General features: G+C 68.0%; 23 protein-coding genes. 11 read left to right on the top strand and 12 right to left on the bottom strand.

The window, feature by feature from the left end; genetic code table 11:
• Positions 1–129: 129 nt before the first annotated feature.
• Complete coding sequence (locus OG747_RS28145) at positions 130–1,296, bottom strand: ROK family protein (RefSeq protein ID WP_405882179.1); 1,167 nt, start codon at positions 1,294–1,296, stop codon at positions 130–132.
• 48 nt (positions 1,297–1,344) lie between these two features.
• Between OG747_RS28145 and OG747_RS28140 the strand changes: the two genes are divergently transcribed.
• On the top strand, positions 1,345–2,421 hold the full coding sequence (locus OG747_RS28140; protein WP_405882178.1) for a Gfo/Idh/MocA family oxidoreductase: 1,077 nt from the start codon (positions 1,345–1,347) through the stop codon (positions 2,419–2,421).
• Positions 2,418–2,912, top strand: coding sequence for a heme-degrading domain-containing protein (locus tag OG747_RS28135; protein WP_405882177.1), 495 nt, complete (start codon positions 2,418–2,420; stop codon positions 2,910–2,912). The genes OG747_RS28140 and OG747_RS28135 overlap by 4 nt, the downstream gene beginning before the upstream one ends.
• A 195-nt stretch (positions 2,913–3,107) precedes the next feature.
• On the opposite strand, the gene OG747_RS28130 is transcribed toward OG747_RS28135, so the two are convergent.
• From OG747_RS28130 to OG747_RS28115, 4 genes are all read right to left on the bottom strand, one after another.
• On the bottom strand, positions 3,108–3,965 hold the full coding sequence (locus OG747_RS28130) for a fumarylacetoacetate hydrolase family protein (RefSeq protein ID WP_405882176.1): 858 nt from the start codon (positions 3,963–3,965) through the stop codon (positions 3,108–3,110).
• A gap of 125 nt (positions 3,966–4,090) precedes the next feature.
• Positions 4,091–4,804 (bottom strand): YidC/Oxa1 family membrane protein insertase, encoded by a 714-nt coding sequence (locus tag OG747_RS28125; RefSeq protein WP_405885706.1) that lies wholly within the window; start codon positions 4,802–4,804, stop codon positions 4,091–4,093.
• A gap of 196 nt (positions 4,805–5,000) precedes the next feature.
• The gene (locus OG747_RS28120) at positions 5,001–5,318 is read right to left on the bottom strand and encodes a DUF6412 domain-containing protein (RefSeq protein ID WP_405882175.1); all 318 of its coding nucleotides are present in this window, start codon (positions 5,316–5,318) and stop codon (positions 5,001–5,003) included.
• 61 nt (positions 5,319–5,379) lie between these two features.
• Positions 5,380–5,913 (bottom strand): winged helix-turn-helix transcriptional regulator, encoded by a 534-nt coding sequence (locus tag OG747_RS28115; RefSeq protein ID WP_405882174.1) that lies wholly within the window; start codon positions 5,911–5,913, stop codon positions 5,380–5,382.
• Between the two features lie 144 nt (positions 5,914–6,057).
• Between OG747_RS28115 and OG747_RS28110 the strand changes: the two genes are divergently transcribed.
• Positions 6,058–7,479: an MFS transporter gene (locus tag OG747_RS28110; RefSeq protein WP_405882173.1), complete on the top strand. Its 1,422-nt coding sequence runs from the start codon at positions 6,058–6,060 to the stop codon at positions 7,477–7,479.
• Positions 7,480–7,558: 79 nt separating this feature from the next.
• Here OG747_RS28110 and OG747_RS28105 read toward each other — a convergent pair whose 3' ends face one another.
• Positions 7,559–8,410, bottom strand: coding sequence for a class E sortase (locus OG747_RS28105; RefSeq protein WP_405882172.1), 852 nt, complete (start codon positions 8,408–8,410; stop codon positions 7,559–7,561).
• A 190-nt stretch (positions 8,411–8,600) separates the two neighbouring features.
• Here OG747_RS28105 and OG747_RS28100 point away from each other — a divergent pair, with 190 nt between their 5' ends.
• Positions 8,601–9,629, top strand: coding sequence for an SEC-C metal-binding domain-containing protein (locus tag OG747_RS28100; RefSeq protein ID WP_405882171.1), 1,029 nt, complete (start codon positions 8,601–8,603; stop codon positions 9,627–9,629).
• A gap of 207 nt (positions 9,630–9,836) precedes the next feature.
• Positions 9,837–11,186, top strand: coding sequence for a DNA cytosine methyltransferase (locus OG747_RS28095; protein WP_405882170.1), 1,350 nt, complete (start codon positions 9,837–9,839; stop codon positions 11,184–11,186).
• Here OG747_RS28095 and OG747_RS28090 read toward each other — a convergent pair.
• From OG747_RS28090 to OG747_RS28075, 4 genes are read right to left on the bottom strand one after another with little or no spacing between them, the layout of a single operon-like run.
• The gene (locus tag OG747_RS28090; protein ID WP_405882169.1) at positions 11,118–11,579 is read right to left on the bottom strand and encodes a very short patch repair endonuclease; all 462 of its coding nucleotides are present in this window, start codon (positions 11,577–11,579) and stop codon (positions 11,118–11,120) included. The genes OG747_RS28095 and OG747_RS28090 overlap by 69 nt on opposite strands.
• A gap of 41 nt (positions 11,580–11,620) precedes the next feature.
• Entirely contained in the window at positions 11,621–13,441 is a 1,821-nt protein-coding gene (locus tag OG747_RS28085) for a DEAD/DEAH box helicase (protein WP_405882168.1), read from the bottom strand.
• A complete protein-coding gene (locus tag OG747_RS28080) occupies positions 13,438–14,880 on the bottom strand; it encodes a hypothetical protein (protein WP_405882167.1) in 1,443 nt (480 codons plus the stop codon). The genes OG747_RS28085 and OG747_RS28080 overlap by 4 nt, the downstream gene beginning before the upstream one ends.
• A gap of 17 nt (positions 14,881–14,897) precedes the next feature.
• Positions 14,898–15,587 carry a hypothetical protein gene (locus tag OG747_RS28075; protein ID WP_405882166.1) on the bottom strand — a complete coding sequence of 230 codons (690 nt, stop codon included), beginning with the start codon at positions 15,585–15,587 and terminating at the stop codon, positions 14,898–14,900.
• A 304-nt stretch (positions 15,588–15,891) separates the two neighbouring features.
• Here OG747_RS28075 and OG747_RS28070 point away from each other — a divergent pair, with 304 nt between their 5' ends.
• Positions 15,892–16,866 (top strand): hypothetical protein, encoded by a 975-nt coding sequence (locus tag OG747_RS28070; protein ID WP_405882165.1) that lies wholly within the window; start codon positions 15,892–15,894, stop codon positions 16,864–16,866.
• 24 nt (positions 16,867–16,890) lie between these two features.
• Here OG747_RS28070 and OG747_RS28065 read toward each other — a convergent pair whose 3' ends face one another.
• The gene (locus tag OG747_RS28065) at positions 16,891–17,490 is read right to left on the bottom strand and encodes an ATP-binding protein (protein WP_405885704.1); all 600 of its coding nucleotides are present in this window, start codon (positions 17,488–17,490) and stop codon (positions 16,891–16,893) included.
• A 255-nt stretch (positions 17,491–17,745) separates the two neighbouring features.
• On the opposite strand from OG747_RS28065, the gene OG747_RS28060 reads away from it, so the two are divergent.
• The 5 genes from OG747_RS28060 to OG747_RS28040 all read left to right on the top strand — a co-directional run bounded on the left by OG747_RS28060 (position 17,746) and on the right by OG747_RS28040 (position 21,873).
• Positions 17,746–18,591 (top strand): helix-turn-helix domain-containing protein, encoded by an 846-nt coding sequence (locus OG747_RS28060; RefSeq protein ID WP_405882164.1) that lies wholly within the window; start codon positions 17,746–17,748, stop codon positions 18,589–18,591.
• Positions 18,592–18,789, top strand: coding sequence for a DUF397 domain-containing protein (locus OG747_RS28055; RefSeq protein ID WP_405882163.1), 198 nt, complete (start codon positions 18,592–18,594; stop codon positions 18,787–18,789).
• A gap of 285 nt (positions 18,790–19,074) precedes the next feature.
• Entirely contained in the window at positions 19,075–20,778 is a 1,704-nt protein-coding gene (locus OG747_RS28050) for a hypothetical protein (protein ID WP_405882162.1), read from the top strand.
• On the top strand, positions 20,775–21,320 hold the full coding sequence (locus OG747_RS28045) for a hypothetical protein (RefSeq protein WP_405882161.1): 546 nt from the start codon (positions 20,775–20,777) through the stop codon (positions 21,318–21,320). Before OG747_RS28050 ends, OG747_RS28045 begins: the two co-directional genes overlap by 4 nt.
• A gap of 40 nt (positions 21,321–21,360) precedes the next feature.
• Positions 21,361–21,873: a nucleoside deaminase gene (locus OG747_RS28040; protein ID WP_405882160.1), complete on the top strand. Its 513-nt coding sequence runs from the start codon at positions 21,361–21,363 to the stop codon at positions 21,871–21,873.
• A 134-nt stretch (positions 21,874–22,007) separates the two neighbouring features.
• Here OG747_RS28040 and OG747_RS28035 read toward each other — a convergent pair whose 3' ends face one another.
• On the bottom strand, positions 22,008–22,484 hold the full coding sequence (locus tag OG747_RS28035; protein WP_405885703.1) for an inositol monophosphatase family protein: 477 nt from the start codon (positions 22,482–22,484) through the stop codon (positions 22,008–22,010).
• Positions 22,485–22,555: the final 71 nt, after the last annotated feature.

The following is a 22,555-nucleotide window of genomic DNA, read 5'->3' as shown; positions in this document are numbered from 1 at the left end:
ATACACCCCACTCGGCCCCGGAAATCCCCTCGATCGGCCGAGCCGCTCAGCCCGTCCGCCCGGAGTCCCGTCCGCCCGCAGTTCCATGCCCGGAGTCCCGTCCGCCCGGAGTGAAGAACACCCGCCCCCTCACCCCTCCCCGCGCCCGAACAACGGCGCCAGCAGCAACTGCGCCGCCCCCTCAGCGACCCCGCGCGCCCCGCCGGGCGCGACCCGCACCGGAACCGCCCCGTCGTCCACTCCCTCCAGCCGAGCCCGTTCCTCCAGAACGGCACCGACACCCCGTACGAACGCCTCCTGATGCGCCGCGACGGTACGCCCGCCGAGCAGCACGAGGTCGATGTCCAAGAGCCCCACCAGATTCGCGGCGCCCACCCCGAGCACCCGCGCCGCCTCACCCAGCGCGCCACGGTCCACCGCGGCGAGGCACAACGCCTCGATACAGCCACGGTTGCCACAGCCGCACCGGGGCCCGTCCAGCTGAATGACCTGATGGCCGAACTCCCCCGCCCCGGTGCGCGCCCCCCGATGCACACCCCCACCGATCACGAGCCCCGCCCCGAGCCCCGTACCGAGGTGCAGATAGGCGAAGGAGTCGGAGGAGCTGAAGGAGGCGAAAGAGCCGGAAGCGCCGGCGCCCGGCTCCCCGGCTCCGCCCTCACCCCCCACCACCGCGATCCCCAGCGCGGCCGCGTTCGTGTCCTTGTCCACCACCACAGGCACCCCCAGCCGCCCCGCCAGCGCATCCCGCAGCGGAAACCCGTCCCACTCGGGAAACCCGGTGACCCGATGCAGCACGCCCCGGACATGGTCCAGCGGCCCGGGCAGGGCGACGCCCACGCCCAGTGCGGACACCCCCGCCCCCGCGAGCAGCGCCTCGACCTCCCGCGCCGCCGACTCGACGACCGCCTCCGCCCCGGCCCCCAGATCGAGCGGAACCCGCCGCTCGGCGACCACCGCCCCCGCGAGATCGCAGAGCACGACCGTCACCTCGTCCCGGTCGAGGTGGAGCCCGACCGCGTGCCCGGCCTCGGGTACGAGCCGCAGCACGGTACGCGGCTTGCCGCCGGTCGACGCGCGGCGCCCCGCCTCCGCCGCCAGTCCGTCCGCCCGCAGCCGGGCGGTGATCTTGCTGACGGCCTGCGGGGTCAGTCCGGTGCGCTCGGCGAGTTCGAGCCGGCTGATGCCGCCCTCCCCGGCCGTGCGCAGCAGATCGAGCACCAGCGCCCCGTTGTGGCTGCGCAGGGCGAGCAGATTGACTCCCGACTCGGCATTGGTCCTGTTCACGTAGGCCATTGTCCCCCGCGCTTGCACTTTGGCAACAGCGTTGCGAAAGTAGACGGCATGACTGGTACTCCCCTCCGCGTCGGCCTCATCGGTTACGGCCTCGCCGGCTCCCTCTTCCACGCCCCACTGATCGCCACGACCGAGGGCCTGGCCCTGGACACGATCGTCACCTCGAACCCGGACCGACAGGAGCAGGCCCGCGCCGAGTTCGGCGACGGAGTCGGTATCGCCGCCACGCCCGAAGAGCTCTGGGCGCGCGCCGACGAGCTGGACCTGATCGTCATCGCCTCCCCGAACAAGACCCACGTCCCGCTCGCCACCACCGCCCTCAAGGCGGGCCTGCCGGTCGTCGTCGACAAGCCCATCGCCGGTACGGCGGCGGAGGCCCGCGAGCTGGCCGCACTGGCCGACGAACTCGGCCTTCTCCTCTCCGTCTTCCAGAACCGCCGCTGGGACAACGACTTCCTGACCGTCCGCAAGCTGCTCGCCGAGGGCGAGCTGGGCGACGTATGGCGCTTCGAGTCCCGTTTCGAGCGGTGGCGCCCGCAGCCCAAGGGGGGCTGGCGCGAGTCCGGCGACCCGGCAGAGATCGGAGGTCTCCTCTACGACCTCGGCAGCCACCTCGTCGACCAGGCCCTCGTCCTCTTCGGCCCCGCCGCCTCGGTGTACACCGAGAGGGACATCCGCCGCCCCGGCGCGCAGACCGACGACGACACCTTCATCGCGATCACGCACACGAACGGGGTCCGTTCCCACCTCTACGTCTCCGCGACGACCGCCCAGCTCGGCCCGCGCTTCCGCGTCCTGGGCTCGCAGGCCGGTTACGTGAAGTACAACCTGGACCCGCAGGAGGCCGACCTGCGCGACGGCAAGCGCCCCGGCAGCACGGCCGACTGGGGAGTCGAACCGGAGTCCCTCTGGGGCCGCGTCGGCTCCGGCGAGTCCCCGCTCACGGGTGGCGGCCGTCCCGAGCCCAGCCTCCCGGGCGCGTACCCCGCGTACTACGCGGCCATCGCCGCCGCCCTCCGCGACGGCGCCCCGAACCCGGTCACCGCGCTGGAGGCCGCGGCCGCCCTCGACGTACTGGAGGCGGCCCGCCGCTCCGCCGCCGAGGGCACGGTGGTGTCCCTGTGAACACCCAGGACGCCCGGGACGCCCAGGACCTGTCCGGCCTGATCGCCGATCTGGAGACTCAGGAGGAGCAACTGGTCCTCCCCCACTTCACCTACGACGACGCGTGGGCCCTCGGCACCCTGCTGGTGGACATGGCGCGCGAGGCCGCCGCCCCGGTCGCCATCGACATCCGCCGCGGCGGCCAGCAGCTCTTCCACGCGGCACTGCCCGGCTCGACCCCGGACAACGACGCCTGGATCGACCGCAAGCGCCGCGTCGTCGAGCGCTACGGCTGCTCGTCCCTCCTGGTCGGCACCCGCTTCCGCGCCAAGGGCACCACCTTCGAGGCCTCCTCCCGCCTCGACCCCGACACCTACGCGGCCCACGGCGGCGCGTTCCCCCTCACGGTCGAGGGTGCGGGCGTCATCGGCACGGTGGTGGTATCGGGACTGCCACAACTGGAGGACCACGCCATGGTCGTCAAGGCACTGAAGCAGTTCCTGGAAAGCTAGGGTCACACCCGCGCCCCTGTCTTCAGGGGCGCGGGGAACTGCGCAAAAGGGTCGCGATGACCTACGGAACGTTGAAGCACGGGGAACGGAAGGGTTTTAAGGGGCGCGGGGAACTGCGCGACCAGCCACAACGAACCGGCGCCCGACAACGCACCCCAAACCCACCAGCACCCCCCGCCCAACCCAGCGGAGCGCCTACGCCGGTTTGAACTCCTGCCGCTGCCGCCCCAACCCCCCGATCTCCAACTCCACCACATCCCCGGCCCGCAGATACGGCTTGGGCTCAGGCCGCCCCAACGCCACCCCCGCCGGCGTCCCCGTATTGATGACATCCCCCGGATAAAGCGTCATGAACTGACTGACGTACCGCACCACTTCCGCCACCGAGAAGATCTGCTCGGCCGTGGTCCCGTCCTGCTTCAGCTGACCGTTCACCCACAGCTTCAGCGACAGATCCTGCGGGTCGGCCACCTCGTCCGCCGTCACCAGCCACGGCCCCAGCGGATTGAACGTCTCGCAGTTCTTCCCCTTGTCCCACGTCCCCCCGCGCTCGATCTGGAACTCCCGCTCGGAGACGTCGTGCGCCACCGCGTACCCGGCGACATGCGCGAGCGCCTCCTCGTGCGACTCCAGATAGCGGGCGGTGCGCCCGATGACGACCGCGAGTTCGACCTCCCAGTCGGTCTTGACCGACCCGCGCGGCACGAGCACGGTGTCGTGCGGCCCGACCACCGTGTCGGCCGCCTTGAAGAAGATCACCGGCTCGGCGGGCGGCTCCGCCCCGGTCTCGCGGGCATGGTCGTGGTAGTTGAGCCCAATGCAGACGATCTTGCCGATCCGGGCGAGCGGCGGCCCGACGCGCAGCCCGTCCGCGTCCAGCGCGGGCAGCTCCCCGGACTCGGCGGCCGCACGGACCCGGCCGAGCGCCGCGTCGTCGGCGAGCAGCGCCCCGTCGATGTCCGGCACGACACCCGACAGATCCCGAAGAATCCCTTCGGCGTCGAGCAGCGCGGGCCGCTCCGATCCCGCCGTACCGACTCGCAGCAGCTTCATGATCACAATCTCCCTCGATCGTGGGCAGCCTCCGATGGGTGCAGCCATCGGAGGACTGGTCGATCCTCCAAGCTGGACGCCCAGCCCGCAATACCTCGTTCACGGACTGGACCGAGCCCACCCCTTCAGGGATACAGCACGACCCGCTCCACGGCACTCCACGTCGTACTGGTCACCACGTACAGCGCGGCGGCCAACGGCACCACCGCCACGGTCAGCAGCGTGAAGAAGGACAGGAACGGCACAAACGCGCTCACCGCACCGAGGCCGGGCACCTCCGCACCGCCGGCCGCGGGCGCCGAGGCGGCCATCGTCCGCTTCGTACGCCGGTAGTTGAAGGTGGCGACAGCGGCGACGACCACGAACAGACCGAGGTAGACGAGCCCGGCGGCACCGAACACCCCACCGCCCCCGCCCCTGAGCGCGTCCGCCCACCGACCGCCGAGCGGCGCGGCGAACAACTGGTGGCTCAGCAACTCATTGCTGCCACCGCCGACGGTGGAGCTGGAGAACAGGTGGTACAGAAGAAAGAACGCCGGCAGCTGAAGAAGCCCGGGCAGAATCCCGGACAGCGGCGACACCTTCTCCTCCTTGTGCAACTCCAGCACCGCCTTCTGCAACTTCTCAGGGCTCTTCCGGTACTTCTTGCGCAGCTCCACGATCCGCGGCTGCAGCGCGGCACGCGCCCGCTGTCCGCGCGCCGCCGCCCGGGACAGGGGATGCACGAGCAGTCGTACGAGCGCGGTGAACAGGACGATCGCGGCGGCGGCCGCGGAGGCGTGGAACAGCGGCTCGAGCAGATCGGCGAGCCGCTCGACCAGCCCGGCGAAAGCGGACATGAACGCGGACATGGGTGTGGACACGGCTGTGGACATGGCTGTGGACATGGGCGTGGACATGGGTGAGCCCTCCGGGGTCTCGTCGTGCCGGGATGAGGGGTGACGCATCGGCATGACGACCCGCGCGGGGTACCCAGACATGGCTGTACGACTGGAGACCTGGGGAGCTGGAGAGCTGGGGAAGCCGGGGAGTTCCCTACGCGGTGGCCGTCAGGAGGGCCCGCCCGGGCGCTCGGGGGCGCGGACGCCCCGAGGCGTCGGGATCGCGTTGGGGCAGGAACGCCGTACGGTGCTCACGGTCGCGGATGGCCGTACGGACCCGCGTACGCGGGACGGCGGGCGCGCAGCGCGAGCCGATGAGGGCGCAGACGGCGAGCGCGGTACCGGCCGCGGCGGTCGCGGTGAACGCGACGGCGAGGGCGGCCGGGAGGCAGCCGCTGTCGAGCACGGCGACTTCGAGGAGCAGCACGAGCAGGAGGGCCCCGGGACGCACGTTCGCCCAGCTCCGGACCACGGACCACCCCTCCTCTCGTACGCGTCGTACGCGAGTTCGCACCCGCCCTACTGCTGCCGCCCTACCGCAGCACGGAACCGCTCTCGATCGGCTCCAGCAACCGCCTCGGCTTGAGCAGCGCCCGGCTGACCGGATCCGCCGGGTCCGGATCGAGTCCGGGTCCCGGCACCATTTCGACGTCCGGGACGGGGACGATGGTTCCGCAGGTGGCACATTCGCCGTACGAGCCGAGTTCCGTACCGCAGGTCGCGTGCCGGAAGTACCGCAGCCGAACCTCGCCGTAGTGCTCGCGGCCCCACAGGCCGAGCGAGCGCAGGGTCGGCCACAAGGCGATGCCGCGGTCGGTGAGGACGTACTCGTCGCGCGGCGGCGACTCCTGGTAGCGGCGCTTCTCAAGGACGCCCTCGGCGGTGAGCGTCTGGAGGCGGGCCGCGAGGACGGCGCGCGGGATGCCGAGGTGGACGAGGAAGTCGTTGTAGCGCCGTACGCCGTAGAGCGCGTCGCGCACCACGAGGAGCGTCCAGCGCTCGCCGACGATTTCGAGCGCGCGGGCGATCGAGCATTCCTGCGTCGCGTAGTCCTTGCCGAGAGCCATGACCCCACTGTAGCCACTTTTCGACACGTTGGTTCAGTGAACGAACCTAAGGTGCTACGGTCGACCCGTACAGGCTGGTTCATTGAATGAACCCACTCCCCGCCTATTCGCCACTCACCCCCTCCGGAGCCCGAAAGGCAGGCCATGTCCCAGCCCGACCGCACGACCCCCGTGACGAGGTCCTCGGCACCCCCCGGCACACGCCCCGAGACACCCCCGGGGCGAGACACCCCGCGGGCGACCGCCACCCTCGCCGTCACCAGCGCCGCCACCGCCGTGGCCCTGATGACGTACACCGCGCCGCTGGTCACGCTCCCCGACACCGCCGCCGCACTGCACACCCCGGTCTCCGCCCAGGCCTGGCTGCTCAACGGCACCCCGCTGGGCCTGGCCGCGCTGCTCCTGGTCGCGGGCAGCCTCGCCGACGACTACGGCCGCCGCCGGATCTTCCTCTCCGGCACGGTCGCCCTCGGCATCACCACCGCCCTGGGCGCGCTCACGTCCTCCACCTGGCTCTTCACACTGACCCGGGTCGCGCAGGGCGCGGCGAGCGCGGCGATCCTCGCCAGCAGCCTGGGCCTGCTCGTGCACGCCTTCCCGACCCCGCGCGGCAGACTGCACGCGACCGGCGTGTGGGGCGCGTTCGTCAGCGGCGGCATCGCCCTGGGCCCGCTGCTCGCGGGCACGATCGCCCAGACGCTGGACTGGCGGGTCGCGTACGCCGTCCTGGGCGCCGCCGCGCTGCTGGTCGCCCTGCTGGGCACCCGGGTCCTCACCGAGTCCCGGGCCTCCCGGGGCGGCCGCCCCGACCTGGCGGGGGCGGTGACCTTCGGCCTCGCGCTGGTCGCTCTGGTGGCCGCGCTCACCCTGGGCCGGGACGGCTGGCTGCGCCCGTCGGTGGGCGTCCTGCTGGCCGCGTTCCTGGTCCTGACGTCGGCGTTCGTCCTGGTGGAACGCCGTACCGCGACGCCCATGATCGACCTCGGCCTGCTCCGCCACCGCCGCTTCCTCGCCTCCTCCGTGAGCGGTCTGTTCACCGGCTTCGCGGTGATCGGCCTGTTCAGCTTCCTGCCCGCGCTGCTCCAGCGGACCCTGGGGCTGTCCGCGCTGGACACGGCGTGGCTGTTCCTGCTCTGGTCCGGACTGTCCTTCGGGGTCGCGCTGCAGGTACGGCGCCTCGCGGGCCGGGTCTCGCCGCGCCACCAACTCGCCCTCGGCTTCGCGCTGCACGCGGTCGGTGTCCTGACGATGCTCGGCGCGCTCGACGCCGGTTCATGGACCCGCCTGCTGCCCGGCTTCCTCATCTCCGGCGTGGGCAGCGGACTCCTCAACGCCGCACTGCCGCTCGTCGCGGTCGAGTCCGTCCCCGCGACCCGCGCCGCGATGGGCTCGGGCGCACAGCAGACGCTCCGCTACATCGGTTCGTGCGCCGGCGTGGCCCTGACCATCGCCATCGTCACCTCCACGGGCGGGCTCGCGCACGGCGCGGACATCGCGATCGTGGTGTCGGCGGGGCTGGCGCTGGTGGCGGGCGCGAGTGTGCTGGCCCTCCGGGACCGGGCCTGACGTTCCGCGGGCGGGGCGGTGACCCGTGGTCCGACCGGGTCACCGCGGCCGTATGGAGGTCAACGGGACCCCATGGAAGTCAACGGGACCGCATGGAGGTCAACGTGCCCCACACCACGAGCCGATACCTGGAGGTGTACTCGGGCGTGCAGGTGGTGAGGGTGATGTAGTACCCCGGCGCGCTGTACCCATAGGCGGGCCGAACGGTACTGCGCGGCACCCTGCCTATGACCCCTCCATCACTCGCGGAGGTCTGCGGAAGGGTCTTGTCGACGACGTAGACGTAGCGCCCGGCCGCGGTCTCGACGTCGATCTCGTCCCCACGCCGCAGCCGGTTGATGTACCGGAACGGCTCCCCGTGGGTGTTCCGATGCCCCGCGAGCGCGAAGTTCCCGACCTGACCGGCCTGTTGGGTGTGCGGGTAGTGCCCGACGTACCCCTTGTTGAGCACATCCCGCTTCCCGACACCCTCCGCGACGGGCACGCGGAGACCGAGCCGGGGAATGGAGAGAACGGCGTACGCCTGCGACGAGCGACCCGATCCCTGGGTCCGCCCACCCGCGCCGGCCGCCCCGGAGCCGCTGCCGGAGGACGACCCATCGCCCCCCGGAACGGCCGAGGCACTCCCCACACTCCCCGCACGCCACGCGCCCGCCCCCGCGCTTTCCTTCTCCTCCGCGCTCCCCTTCCCCCGCTCCCTCCCCCACTCCCTCTCCAGCGCCTGAACCTTCCTCTCGGCGCCCTCCCGGGCCTGCCGATTGGTCCACCAGAGCTGATGCACGACGAGGAGCAGAAGAAGCAGGCCAACGGTGACAAGAACCTCGCCCCCGCCCCACACCACCCGCCGGTACGCGGCCCGTCGCCGCCGAGTGCGGTGATCCACGACGCCGCGGACCCCGAGGCCGCGCCGCACGATGCCGGAAGCCCGCATGCCGATGTCTCGCCTCCTTCACCGCGGGCCCGCAAGATAAAGGCTGCGCCCCGAACTCACCAGCCCCATAACCGCCCGAACCCTTCTTCCGCCCCTTCTCCCGCCCCAAGGGCAATGAAGTGATCCCACCCTCCGGCTCTGGCCTGCAGGTATCTCTCCCTCGTACGGCATCGGCAGTACGGTGTCCCCCATGCGCCCCGACACGTCTGCCGAGCACGTCGACCACAACGCCGAAGCAGCGCGCCTGGAGCGGACTGCCGGCCTCTACCCCGAGGACGCCGAACACCTGCTCGTGCAGGCCGCGGCCCACCTCGAACTGGCCGGCGACCGCCCCGGAGCCACCGCGCTCTACGACCGCCTGCTGTCGTCCTCGACGCCCCTGGAGCACCCCCACCTGGTCCGCGCCCTGAAGGCATCGAACCTGTGGGAGTACGGCCACGAGGCCGAGGCCCGCGCGATCATCGACGGCATCCGCGCCACGTCCCCCCGCGACCCCGCCCCCTGGGTGATCGTGGCCGAGGCCCTGGAGAGCCACGACGAACTGGAGGCGGCGCAGGAGACGTTCACCGCGGCCGCCCAGCTCCTCCTGTCGGACACGTCGGAGCCCCCGTACGCCACCTACCCCCTCCTCTTCGGCCGCCACCGCGTCCGCCGCATGCTGGGCGAGGCCCACGACAACTGGGACACCCTGGCCGACACCCTCCACTCGTCCCCGGTGTCCCTGGACGAACTCCACGACCCGAAGCGCGTCTGGTCCCTCGGCTCGGACAACCCCGCCGAACTCCAGGCAGAGATCTCCCGCCTCCGCGCCGAGCTCGGCACATACAGGGAGGCGCTGTCCCGCCCGTTCCCGGTAGCGATCCTCCACTGGCCGACCGCCGAACTCGCCGAACTCATGGCCGCGTATCCCTCCCTGACCGCGGAGTACCCGTCCCGCGAGGAACACCTCTCGACCATAGAGGCGTCCCTGCGAGAGCTGGCAGCCTCCGGCACCCCGAACCTGGGCATCGTCACGGGCACGGTCCCGTCGTACGAGGCCTTCGCCGCGTCTGAGGCCTCGTCCCCGTCGGACGCGACACTGCTGCCGCAGTACGCGACGACACTGGCGGCCCGCGGGCTGGCTGTGGCTTGGCCGCCGCAGAGGGGGGTGGAGTGTTGGTGCGGGTCGGGGGACTCATACGGCGAGTGTCACGGGGCCACCCAGGGCAAGGACGTCTAGAACGGCCAACGCCTTTCTGTACGTCTCTTGAAAATCGCCACTGTCCGGTGCGCTGTGCGTAACCGAGGGCTAGTCTCGCGCCTGGTACCGGCCGGTAACCTACTGGTGTCGGTGGAGGGCCTTATAGATGCGAGACTCTTGGTTCGGAGTGGCCGTCCACGACCACGGACTCTCCTCAGCATGATGGTTTACCCCAGAAGGAGCGGCATGCCCCCCAGCGGCCAGAAGCGACCGCAGTTCACTACGCCACTGACCTCGATCGAGATCTGTGCGGGGGCCGGTGGGCAGGCCGTGGGGCTGCATAATGCCGGATTTAATCACTTGGCGCTTGTCGAGTGGGACCAGCACGCGGTCAGTACGCTGCGGGCCAACGTCGGACGCTGGCCCGGATGGACGCCGCAAAAGGCTCAGGCGCTCACCCCGATGGACGTCAAGGATTTTCTCGCATCAGACGCATGCAAGGCTCTTGATCTCAAAGGTGATACCGTCGACCTCTTCGCAGGCGGCGTCCCTTGCCCTCCTTTTTCCTTGGCCGGGAAAAGACTGGGCGAAGACGATGAGCGCGACCTATTCCCAGCAGCTCTCAGCATCATTGAAAAACTTACCCCCAAAGCAATCATGATTGAAAACGTCCGGGGAATCCTTGAGCCGCCGGGTGTTTTCATCGAATATCGGGCCAAAATCCTCGATCGATTGCGCCGCGCTGGCTACACAGTCCCCGATATTGACACCTCGCTTTCTCCAGCAGCTCAGGATCTTGAGATGCGAAAGGTGTGGCGCCGACTCGACGCGAAAGATTTCCGCGTCCCCCAGCTACGCCCCAGGGCCATCCTGGTCGCGATCCGTGAAGACTTCTCAAAGCCCGGTGTCAACGAATTCCGCTGGCCGCTGGGAATCAAGGGCGACGAAACTACTGTCGCTGAAAGCCTCAGAAGGACCATGCGGGAACGGTGCCTTCGGTACTGGGACAAGAACCAGTGGGGTGAGTCGGCCAAGCCCGGCGAGCGGACAGGAGAGGATGTCTACAACGACTGGCTCGACGCCGCCCACAAGTCCGCGGCCGCCGGCCATGGCGTAGCCCCCACATTGGTGGGTGGGTCCAGGAAGCATGGCGGCGCTGACCTTGGGCCCACGCGAGCGAAGAGGGCCTGGGCGGCCATGGGGGTTGACGCCATGGGGGTGGCCAACGACCTGGACGCATGCGACCCGGAACGGGACTTGTTCAGGGAGAACGGCCCTATGCTCACCGTCGAGCAAGCCGCCATAATCCAGGGATTTCCGCGAAACTGGCGGTTCCAGGGGAGAAAGACAGCACAGTACCGGCAGGTGGGCAATGCCTTCCCTCCGCCGGTCGCTGAAGCCGTAGGCCGCGCAATCGCGGCAGTTCTGCGACCGGAGTACCGGGAAGAACTTCTCAGTAACTACGACGTCGACTCCTCGGGCACAACTGCCCTGGATGACATGCCACACCAAATGGAAATCTCAATTTCAGCGGAAAACACCCCCGCGTCTGCGCGCGAGGACCGTCGCGACAACCTTGTCGGCACAAGCTTCTGACTGCTCGTGCTCCCAGAAGCGGAGCACGAGCCAGCCCGCGTCACTGAGCCTCTGATCCGTGTCCCGGTCTCGCTTCACATTACGTAGCACCTTCTCCGACCAGTAGCCGGAGTTTGTTCTAGGCGGCACATAATGTTCAGGGCATCCATGCCAGTAACAGCCGTCAATGAATACCGCGACCTTCGCGGGACGGAATACCAAGTCGGCCGTCCGGCGAAGGTCGGGTATGGGGCGTACTGACACCCGGTAGCGGAGCCCTTGAGCGTGCACCAGACGCCGGATCAGCCATTCTGGTTTTGTATCGCGGCTGCGGATCGCCTGCATGTTGCGGCGGCGGGCGGCAGACGAAGCCCACGAACCTTCCGGGGCTACCCATTCGGCTTCGGAGGACACAGCCTCAATCGTAGTGCGCTGCCTCCGCCGCACGCAGCCAGCTACAGGTTGCCCCCCAGGTGGCTCAGCAGCGCTTCGATGTCACTCGGCGCCAGACCAGCAGCCACCGACGGCTCCTCCTCCAAATCGGCAAGCTGCTGGACTGTGGGGTCATCCAGGATCTGGCCCATGAACGCCAGCTTCTGTTCCAGCCGCGCCGCCACGACCTCGTCGATGGAATTACGCACGGCGAGAACCGTGACCCGCGTCTCGGTGTCGGGTGCGAGCCCAAGGCGATGGATACGGTCCAGGCTCTGCAGAAACCGGCCCGCCATGAAGTCACGGTCCACGTACACAGCGTCATGGCAGACGTGGTGCAGGCTGATGCCCTCACCCAAGGTCGCCGGGTTGGAGATGAGCACCATACAAGCCGGGTCCTCACGGAAGCGCCGGAGCTGTTCTTCTCGGTCGGGGGTCCCTCCGTACACCACGGCCGGGCTGAATTTCTCCAGCATGCGCTCCAGCGTCGTGAGGCTTCGGACAAACGTCGTCCAGACCAGGGTCTTGCGTCCGGCCGCCGCGTTCTCGGCGATGATCGCCACGGCTTCCTTGTACTTCGGTGACAGCTCGTAGTCAGGGAGGTTTTGCATCATCGAGTACAGGGAGCCGCCCTGGGGAATCTCCAACGGAGGCAGCTGGTAGGCCAGCGGCTCGTACCTGGTGGCTCCTTCCAGGAGCAGAGCCGGGCTCGTCGCGGCCATCAGAAGCCGCAGAGCCGTCTTGCCGAGCGCGCTGAGATCCTCCCTGGCCGCCCCGTTACTCATGCCGCCCACCAGGGAGCTGTAGATCTCGTCGTGCAGAGGCGGCATGTCCACGTAGCGGATGCCCAGATCGACAGGGGGCAGACCAAGTTCCTGCTTGGTCGTCCGCGTGAACAGCGGCCGCAGCACCGTACTTGCATGCCGAAGGTCACCTCCGGCCACCGCGCGCACCACGGTCTGCTGCCCATGCCCCGGCCACACGAAGCCCAGGAGGTTCTCCAGGTCCTTGGAACCGTTGGGGGCCGGCGTACCCGTAAGGATCAGGCGTCGGTCCGCATGCGGTCCGAGGGCCATGCACGCGGCACCGTAAGTGCCCCGGGATCCGAGCTTCATCCGGTGCGCCTCATCAAGGATGATCATGGAGGGCTGGGCTGCCAGCCAAGCCGTCAGCATCGACAGCGAGCGGTCCAACCGCTCGTAGTTGACGACGAGCACCTCCGCCCACTGGTCCAGCGACCCGTCCAGGACGTTGACGCGCAGCGCGTGCGTCAGACACTCCGACGTCTCGAAACGCCAGGAGTCATAGGCCGACTTCGGACAGACGACCAGAAGCCGCCGCGCGTGGCCAGCGGCCTTCTGAGCCGCGTACACAGCGAGCGCGACCCGCGTCTTGCCGGCCCCGGGCACGCTGAAGTTGGCGCCGTGCTGCAGGGACAGCAGCTTCGCGATGTCCCTGCGCTGGAAGGCGCTCAGCTCACCTTTCCAGTTGTCGCCGAGCAGACTCGGGACATCATCCGCATCAACCTCGCCGACGGACCCCGTGCCCGCCAGCCTGGTTTCCACGGTCCGCGCGTCCTGGAGGACGCCGGTCGCCAGCTTCCTGAGTGCGGAGGACCACTCCACGCCGTTGGCGTCAGGCCAGTCGCCAAGGACTTGCAGGTTGGCCAAGAAGTCATCAAGAGCAACAGAGGCGCTGAGCACGCTGAGCTGACCGCCCGTCCGGAAACGGGCAGCCAGCTGGACCAGGTCCGGCTGGTGGCGCTCAGCGGTCCGGAGCACGACGCGTGTGTGTGTCTCGTCGAACCCCAGGTGCAGGGACGTTTCGCTCGGTTCGTTCGTCACTGCCGACCTTCCATGGCGACGGCGTCCATCAGCCAGGCCACGCCGTCGCCCGGATCCTGGAGACCGCGGCCGGCCTGCTTGGCGAGCTTCAGCAGGCTGCCGCGGAGCTTGATCACCGCGTCATCGAAAGCCTCCTCGTCCAGGCTGCGCGAGGTGCGGGCCTGCACCAGGTCACTCACGCACTGGTCGATGCTGGCGCACGCCTCCGCAAGCCGGGCCGGCGCGAGCTGCTTGCGCTTGCGCAGCCGGGCACTGCGGCCAGCGGCCTCGATGGCGTCGTCGAAAGCGCTCCTCGCGTCGTCCAAAACGCTCTGCGCCTGCTCCTTCGCCTCGTTACCGAGGTCAGGGCCCTCGCTCCTACTGCGTACGACAGCCGCGGCACGCAACAGACGGTCGTTGAGTGCCTTCATGTCAGCCACCGCAGAGGAGGCAGCCGGGACCTCTACCCCGAGCCCAGGGATCACTACGCCCGCCGGCTTGACCTCAGGCCGGTCCTCAGGCGCCGGACCAGCGGAGAACAGCCTCTGCTCCAGCCCCTCCTTGAGGAAGTCCTCGTTGATGTGCCGTACGTCGGTCTTGGAGAAGTTGAGCAGGATGGCGGCCAGACGCAGTTCCTTGAGGATCTCAGCCTGGTCGCGGTCAAGGGTCTCCAGCTTCACGTACAAGCGCTGGAGTTCCTTGAGGCGCTCCTGAGCACCTTCCCAGTCGACCAGTCGGAGCCCGTTGCCGCCGGCGTCCTGGCTGCGCTTGATCAGCTCACGGATCGTGGCGAGGATCCAGCGTTCCTGATGGTACGTCCGGACCTGAATCCGGAACTCCTTGGCGATCTGCTCGGGCGTCCGCCCCAGGGCCGCCTGTTCCTCCATGGCGATGATGCGGTTGATGTAGGAGTAGTCACGCCTGTGATCCCGGCGGAGCTGCAAGGACAGCTCCACGGCGTTGATGTCCGCCCAGGTGAACGACTCGGGCAGCACGCCCACGCGCATCGACTGCACGCCAAGCTCATGCAGAGCGGCTGCCCGGGTGTTGCCATTGACCAGGATGCCCTGATGGGTAACCAGCCCGGGGTCGTTCTGGCCGAACTCGTCGAGGCTGTTCTTGAGGGCGTCGAATTCGACGTCACGCAGGTTCGTGTCGGTGGGCGAAACCTTGAGTAGGAAACGGAGGTAGTCCTGGCTCTCCCCGATCCACGGCTTCCGGTCCAGTTCCGCGTCCTTTGCAGCGTCGTGGCTGCGCTGGGCCCGGATACGGTGCGTGCTGGGGTTGAAGTAGAGCTTGCTGAGAGGAAGGTCGATCACATCGACGTGCGCCTTCTGCTCGTCCCAGTCAACGGTCACCGTCTCGCGGGTGCCACCGGCCGTCTGGGCCTCCGCGACCTTCTTCTTGATCAGTTCACTCAGTTCGTCCGCCCGCGGCGGATCAGGAAGTTCCCGCATCATGTCCGTTCCGTCCTGTCCTAGTCGTTCGCGCCGTCGAACACGTCAGCCACGGCCTTACGGGCGGGCTCCGGAAGAGTCCGGTACTGCCCCCAGAGCTTGTCCAGCGGGCTCAAGGAACGCCGGTCCGCAGCGATCCAGGCGCCGAGCACCCGCTGCTCCATGGGCGACAGAGCAGCCGCCTGCTCCATGACACGCCCCAAGTCGGCCTGCCGACCTGAGCTGCCCACACCGCACCGCTTGCACTCGGTGATCAACTGATAGGCCGTGTCTCCGTTGGGCTGGATCACCTGGCGGCGGGCCACATTGAGCACCGCCTGCTCGATCCCCTCCTCGTACGCCTCACCAGCCGCGATACCGCAGGTGCGGCAGAGGTAACCGTCCTCGTCCAGCACCTTCGCGCGCTGGGCGGCCGTGAGGCTCGCCTTGTGCTTCGGCGCCTTCGACTTCCCAGGGATCCACACCTCCGCCCCCTGGGCCACGAACCGCTGCTCCTGCTGACGGAGCGTGGGGTCCTCACGGCTCGGCGAGATCTTCCAGTCATGGTCGCGCAGGTCGCGAATACGCCGGTCGATCTGTGCGACGTCCGGGAACGCCTCGCGCAGTTCGGCCTTCGTGAAGATGTTGCCCTCCCCTACTTCCTGCACCAGCCACAGTGCAGCCCGAGCCATGCTTCCGATACCGGTTTCCCGCCAGGACGGCAGTGCCATTTGCTCACTCCTGTTTTAAATCGCACGTTTTCGGCAAAGGCGCAGTATGCGTGCATGCGTAACTCCCGCAGCGGCACAGGCGTCTTGGCCACCCCCCGCTCCACGAGCGGCTGATCACAGTGTCGCACCGCAAACCGAAAATCAGTCCCCACTGGAACACTTGCGCACCAGACAGCAAGAGCGCAACTCATCCTCCGTCGTGCACAATTGGCCCGACCTGCGCCCGACACAGCCACGACGCCGACAAGACCCGCCAGCAATAACCCGATTTCAGCTAATTTGCTACACATAGCCCGGAAATGAAGTGAGTGATATGCCACGAGCAAAAGGCAGCTCCGCTCCTTACGGCTGGACGACGAAAGAGCTTGGCAGTGACGTTCCTCCAGGGAAGCGTGCACTTGCCGCCGAACTGCAGAGACTCTGCCGCCTGCTGGCCTTGAACCCCGACGGCAGCGCCCCGACACAGAAGCAGGCAGCCGACCGGTTGCCCGTCAGTGATACGTCGCTGTCCAGATTCCTCAGTGCCGCATACCTGCCGGGAATAGCCATCGTCAGGGCTCTTCACGCGGTCGCGACCATCGACGCGGGCGGCGCAGAGAAGGCGGGCATCACACTTACCGACCTGGAGAAGCTGCACTCCCAGGCCGCCGCCGAGCTATGCGGTGACTGCGTGAAGTTGCGCGACGAGGTCTCGACGTTGCGGCAACAGGCCGTCGAGAGCGCCATTGAACTCACTGCCGTCCAGAAGGAGGCCGCAGCTCTGCGGGAGGAGGCTGCCGCCTTGAAGCGCGAGGTGCAGGCACTAAAGGCTGAGGTGCAGGCACTAAAGGCTCAGGAGGTGCACACACTCAAGACCAGCGCACGACGCACTATTCAGGCCGGCCATCGATCCCGTCTGGCTGCGCGAGCTGGCGCAGCTCTGCTGCCGGTCCCCCCTCGGATGGGGGACCGGCAGCAGAGCAATCCCGAGATGAGGGCCGCGCTGAATGTCGCCCGCCAAGCCGAAGCACTACAGATCGGCGGCCGGCAAGACGGGGCCCTGGCCCTGCTACACAACTCCGCGGAAGTACTCAGCCCGGCAGAGACCGCGACCCTTGTATGCGTCTTGCGGGAGGGGCAACTAGACGAACTAGCAGGCACATTGATCCACATCTACGGACGGGACAACCCCCATCCTCATGTGATGCGCGCAGCGGCCCAGCTTCACCAACACGGAGCACCTGACGATGCCGCCGCACTCCTGCAAGCGGCCCTGTCGGCGCAGCAAGGAGCACCATGAGACCAGGGGCAAGCGGGCCAGTGGTCAGACGGCAGCAGCCGCCTCGGCCTCGTAGTGCATCTGGGCCCGGTCCAGTACGTCATCCGGGTCTTGGCCGCGGGCGGCGGTCCAATGGAGCAGATCCGCAATCAGTTCGACCGCGGACTCCTCAAGGGCGATGCCCCTTCTGCCGCCCTGCAAGGCAGCTCCACCACCAACCTCCTGGTAACCCTCCAACACTTCGACGGCTCGCTCGATACGCCGGCATGCGCGGGATCCTGAGTCGAGCAGGATCTCGCACCAGACCGACTTGCCGACTGCCGTCAGGACCGTCCCCCAATCCACCGCCAGGGCTGCTAGCAAGTGGAGGCCCCGACCGCACTCTTCTTCGGAGCCCGCAGTTCTGAGTGACGGCACCGTACGGCTCTTGTCGTGGACTTCCACGCGTAGCCGCTCGGCCCTCCACTCAAGGATCAAGGTCGCCGACACGCCTTCGCCGACGTGCTTCATGACGTTCGTTGCCAGCTCCGTGACCAACAGCTCCGCTTCGTCGGCAGCCACGGGCATTCCCCACCGACTGAGCTGGGCAGCAGCGGCTCTCCGAAGCAGACGCACTTCTGCCGGCTCCGCCTCGAAAGGCAGCACACAGCGGAGTCGGGGTTCGGTGATTTCGTAGCCAGGCACGGCCACTCCTCCGTCCCATGCCACGCCATGCTGCGCCTGCCGTGTCCGTACGGCTGCATTGCGTAGCGATCTGTGAGCGAGCATGGCATAGAGAACTCTCACTGTGTAACTTCTCACGAGAATCGATCGAGTGAATCCAGTAGTACGGCAACTTGCATACTGCCTAGCCTGATTGGGCCTCCGGGCGGTCGCCCGGCGCACGCACAGAGGAGCCGCATGTCCGCACGGACCACAACACGTCGTCGCCAGTTGGGCGCGATGATGCGCAAGTTGCGCGCCCGCAAGGGGCTGACCCTTGAGGAAGCCGGACGGCTCGTCGGGGTGTCCAAGGCGACGGTTAGCCGGTACGAAACCCAAGCCGGCCCGGTCAAGTGGATCGTGGTCGACGCACTGTGTCGCGAGTACGGGGCGACTGAAGCCGAGCAAAGGGCTGTTGTCGATCTTGCCAAGGACGCCAAACAGCAGGGCTGGTGGAGTTCGTTCGCCGACTCCATCCCGGAGGGCATGAACCTTCTGCTCACGCTTGAGGACGAGGCCGTACGTGAGGATCACTTCTCCTGCGTCTACGTGCCAGGCCTTCTGCAGACCCGCGCCTACAGCACAGCCCTGCAGAAGGCCAACGAAGTACCCCTGGAACCGGCGGAGATCGAGCGGCTCGTGGACATCCGCATGAAGCGACAGGAAGTTCTAGCCAGGCCGAAGTCGCCGCGCCTATGGGCGATCCTCGACGAGTCCGTGATCCGTCGAGTCGTCGGGTCGCCCGAGATCATGAAGGAGCAGCTCGATCGACTCCTGGAAGCGAGCGAGTCTCCTCACATCAGACTTCAGGTGCTGCCCTTCTCCAAGGGGGCCCACTCCGCAGCTCTCGGCAGCTTCGTGATCATCGGAGGCACGGAACCCGCCCTTGATGTCGTGTACGTCGACTTCCACACCGGCTCCCTCTTCTTGGAGAAAGAGGAGGAACTGGACCGATACAGACTTGCGTTCGAGTACCTCCGCGCACAAGCGTTGGACATGGAGGCCTCCTCCGCCGTGATCCATCGTGCCCGCAAGGAGCTGTGAATGCCCGTCACCCCCCAGTCCGTCTCCCAGCCCGTCTGGTTCAAGTCGTCATACAGCGGCGGCAACGCAACCGAGTGCGTAGAGGCGGCCTTCGTACCCGCCGGAGTTCTGCTACGGGACTCCAAGCGGCCCGAGGGTCCGCATGTCGCCGTGTCAGCCAAGGTGTGGTGCAAGTTCTTGGCCGCTTCGGTGAAATGACCTACCCCTCGCGGTCGGTTGCCGGCGGCCGTGCAGGACACAGGGGATCTCGTCATCGCGCACTGGAGCAGCGCCATGCATCCGCTCACCCTGTCCACGACCGCAGTGTCCCGGGAAGGTTAACTCGCCTTCCCCACCCGGCGTTTCAGGCCTTGCAACGATCAGGCATCCTTCCCCAGCGCTGGGCCCCGGGCGCAAACACCCTGTTGGCAACACCACTGATGCCTGCGAGAGTTGGACGACGCTGGTGGAGTCCAGGAGCCGGGCGGGGCAAAAGTGCAGACGTTGAGACAGATCGCGCTCTTCCTGTGTGCGGTAGCGCTCGGCTTTGTTGCGCTCAACTACCCGCGCGGACAGACCGACATCGTGGACGCGACCCAGTTCAGTATCGCCTTCTTCGCCACGCTGCTGACCGGCGAGGCCGTCATCTTCGCCCTCACGTTCTCCGCGGCCAGCTCCTGGCCCTCGCTACGGGCAATAGACAGCCACATCGCCTTCCGGGAATGGGTGCTCATCGGCTGGTTCGCAGCCCTGTTCACGGCCTGCGGGCTGCTCAGCGACAACCCCGTCAGCGCCACCTACGGCGCGCTGCTGTTCCTGTTGGCCAACATCTTCGGGATTTTCTCCTTCATACGCCTCTTCGGCCTGGCCAGCATCGGCGGCCGCAACCGGCTGCTGCGTCGCACCTTGGCCGGGGCACTGGCCCGACAGGCCGCCGGCTTTGGCTCCTCCGTTTACGAGCTCAAGAACGACTCCATCGTCAACTCCTATCTGGGCAGCATCAGCCAAGCCGCCACCAGCAACGATCCCACTGCGATCCGACATCTTGTCGACCAACTGGTGGAGGCCGAGGTACCGGTGGAGGCCGCCGAGGGCGCCATCACTGTTCACCTCGACGTCCTGCACCGCCTCTCGCGCGCCACCCTGGCCGGCGGCGCCGACCCGGTCCAGGTCAGCGGCGCCCACGCACTGATCGACTCGGCCATCCGTCACTGCCGCCGCCTGCCCAACCCCGCTCCACCGCTGGGCGCCCTCAGCCGCTACCTGGCCTGGCTCGCAAACACCGCGCTGCTGATGTCGGTACGTGGCGTGGCCTCCAACCGGGCTGCCCGTGAACTGGTCGCCCTCACCACCGACGCTCGTCTGAAGATCCTGCGCTGCGTCGACCCCGACCCCAAGTCGGCCACCACCCGCGACGAGCTCGGCACCATCCTCACCGACCCGCTCCAGGTCCTGCTGTGGGCCGGCGACTTCACCGAATTTCACGGCGCCCACCAAGCCAGCGCCCTGTATGGCGCATACGAGATCCTCACCGGCACCAAGTTCATGGGCAACTACTGGGACGGCGCATCCATCCTCACCCAACTGCGCCAGGCCCTGTACGGCGGCGCGGATGCTGTGTCCTCGCCCGAAGCGGACGCTTCCCGGAGCGCCTTCGGCTCCGAAGCGGAGTACGACCACTTCTGGGCCCTGGTCTCCGTGACGGCACTCGCCACCCTGCGCGACACTCGCCTGCCGCACCCGCCGGAGCTGATCCGTCCCGAATTCACGCCCGATCACCAGCTGTTGGGGGCCTACCTGCGCACCTTCGCCACCCACCGCTACTTCACCACCGCCGCGCAAGCCCGCGAAGCCCTCCTCAGCCTCGTCTGCCGCACCGACCTTCCCGGTGCGCCGGCCGCGAAGATACGCGGTTCACGGCGTGACCAGACCTACCGCGTGCCCGTCCCACTCGTCGAGCCGCACCAGCGGCCGACCGCGATGATCCTTGCCATCGCCTGCCGGCTGGCACCACTCGCCCCCGGCGACAGCGCCGCGGAGTTACGCACCTTCCTCAACGCACTCCCCGCCCCGGCCCTGACTGCCGCCGCTCGCCTCGCCGCCCGCATTCTGCCGGGAGCTGCTGCGGAAACCGATCCCGTCGAGGCCATCACCATTGGTCTTAACGTTCTTCAGCTGGTTGGCGCCCATACTCGGGAGGGAACGTGACCGCCCCAGCCATAGACGTGACCGCGTGGCGCGAACGCCTGGCCGACCTCGAGGCTGCCGAGGTGACCGCCGCCGTGGTCGTGCAATGCGACCAGGCTTGGCTCCAGCCCGAGCTCACAGCGTTCCGCAACGAAGTCGACCAGGCCCTCATGACTGCCCAGTTACGCCGCGGCGACCGAATCACCATCACTCGCATCATCCTGCACAACCTTCCCCTCACCCCCGACGCCGCCTACCGGCCGGCTGCCATCGGCCGGGCCTTCGATGAATGGCACCACCGCCTGTCCGCCACCAGCGTCCTGCTCTGCTCCAACAGCCCATCCGCGTCCCGCATCCATCGCCTCATCCTCCGCGGAGACCAGCCCAGGGCCCCTATCCCGGATATGGTCGAATTGTTAAGAAACGGCGACTGGACCGAGCGCCACCAAGCCGGGCTGGCGCTGCACACCGTGGACACCGACGGCGCCACTACCCCACTCACCGGCTACGACATGGATCTGGATGGCCCGTTCGGCGACGCGGATCCCTCCATACACATGTAAATGCACCCGAAACCGGCTCAACCTGATACTTGGAGACAAGGTGTCCTACGCCCCCGAGGCCGCCCAGGACCGCACATTCCTCACTCAGGCCATCGACCTGTCCCGTCACGCCCTTGAAGACGAGGGCAAAACCCCCTTCGGCGCCCTCATCGTCATCGAAGGGGAAGTCATCGCCACCGGCACGAGCTCAGTCGTCGAACTCCGCGACCCCACTGCCCACGCTGAAGTCATGGCCCTGCGCAACGCCGGTGCCGAACTCGGGCGCCACCTCATGGAAGACGCCGTGATGTATGCCAGCAGCGAGCCCTGCCCCATGTGCCTGGTCGCCTGCTACTGGGCCCGCGTTCCTCGCCTCGTCTACGCTGCCACCAGCCATGACGTTGCCGTCAACGGATTCGAAGACCTCCAGTTCTACCGCCAGCTCGCCCTCCCCAACGCCGAACGGACCCTCCTCACGGAAACCGCTGCCGACGGGGAAACCCATGAGATCGCGACCATGGCTCTCGCCAGCTGGGCGGACAAGCTTCCCCTCCCCGTCGAGCCCAAACTCTGACCAGCCGACGCAGTTCAGTCACCCTGACGCACCGGAGTAGCGGCTTTCCCAGTCCCGCCTGAGGAGGCGGGACTGGTCCTGTCGTCACTACGGGGCGGGGAGGACAAGGCGTAGGCGGGTACGGGAGATGTGGGCTAGTTTCCGGGCGCCGTCGGTGGGATCGTGCTCCATAGTTCGGCCGCCTCCTCCGCCACCCCGGATGCGGTGAGCAGCAACGGCTCGTCGTACGCCGGGAGTTCCGGCAGCGCCACCGCCCCCGCCTCCGTCGCGATCAGGAGGGCCGGGAGGCCGTCCACCGGGTGGAACTCGCCGATCGCCGTGGCCGAGGCTCGGCCCGCGGCGACCTGGGCCAGGGACAGGGCCGTGGAGCCCATCACGCGGACCGTGCAGTGGCGGGCGGCCAGTTCGGTCAGGAGGTGGTCCATGCCGGGCCAGTGCGCGTGAGCCGCCCATTCGGTGAGGAACACGTGGCCGGTGAGGGTGGTGTGGTCGGCCGCGCGGACAGGCGTGCCGTTGAGGTGAGCGCCTCCGCCGCGTATCGCGGTGAAGATCTCCCGCCGCCACGGGTCGGCCACTACTCCGAGCAGTGGGGTGCCTTCGGGGGACGCCAGTCCCAGGGAAAAGGAGCCGGAAGGACACCATGAAGACCACTACCGACGCCTCGCCGGAAGAGCTGCGCAGC

Source organism: Streptomyces sp. NBC_01384 (genome assembly GCF_045040035.1).
In the GTDB taxonomy this organism is placed as follows: Bacteria; Actinomycetota; Actinomycetes; order Streptomycetales; family Streptomycetaceae; genus Streptomyces.
Note: the sequence above shows the minus strand (reverse complement) of the source record. Positions and strands in the feature narration are given on the sequence as shown.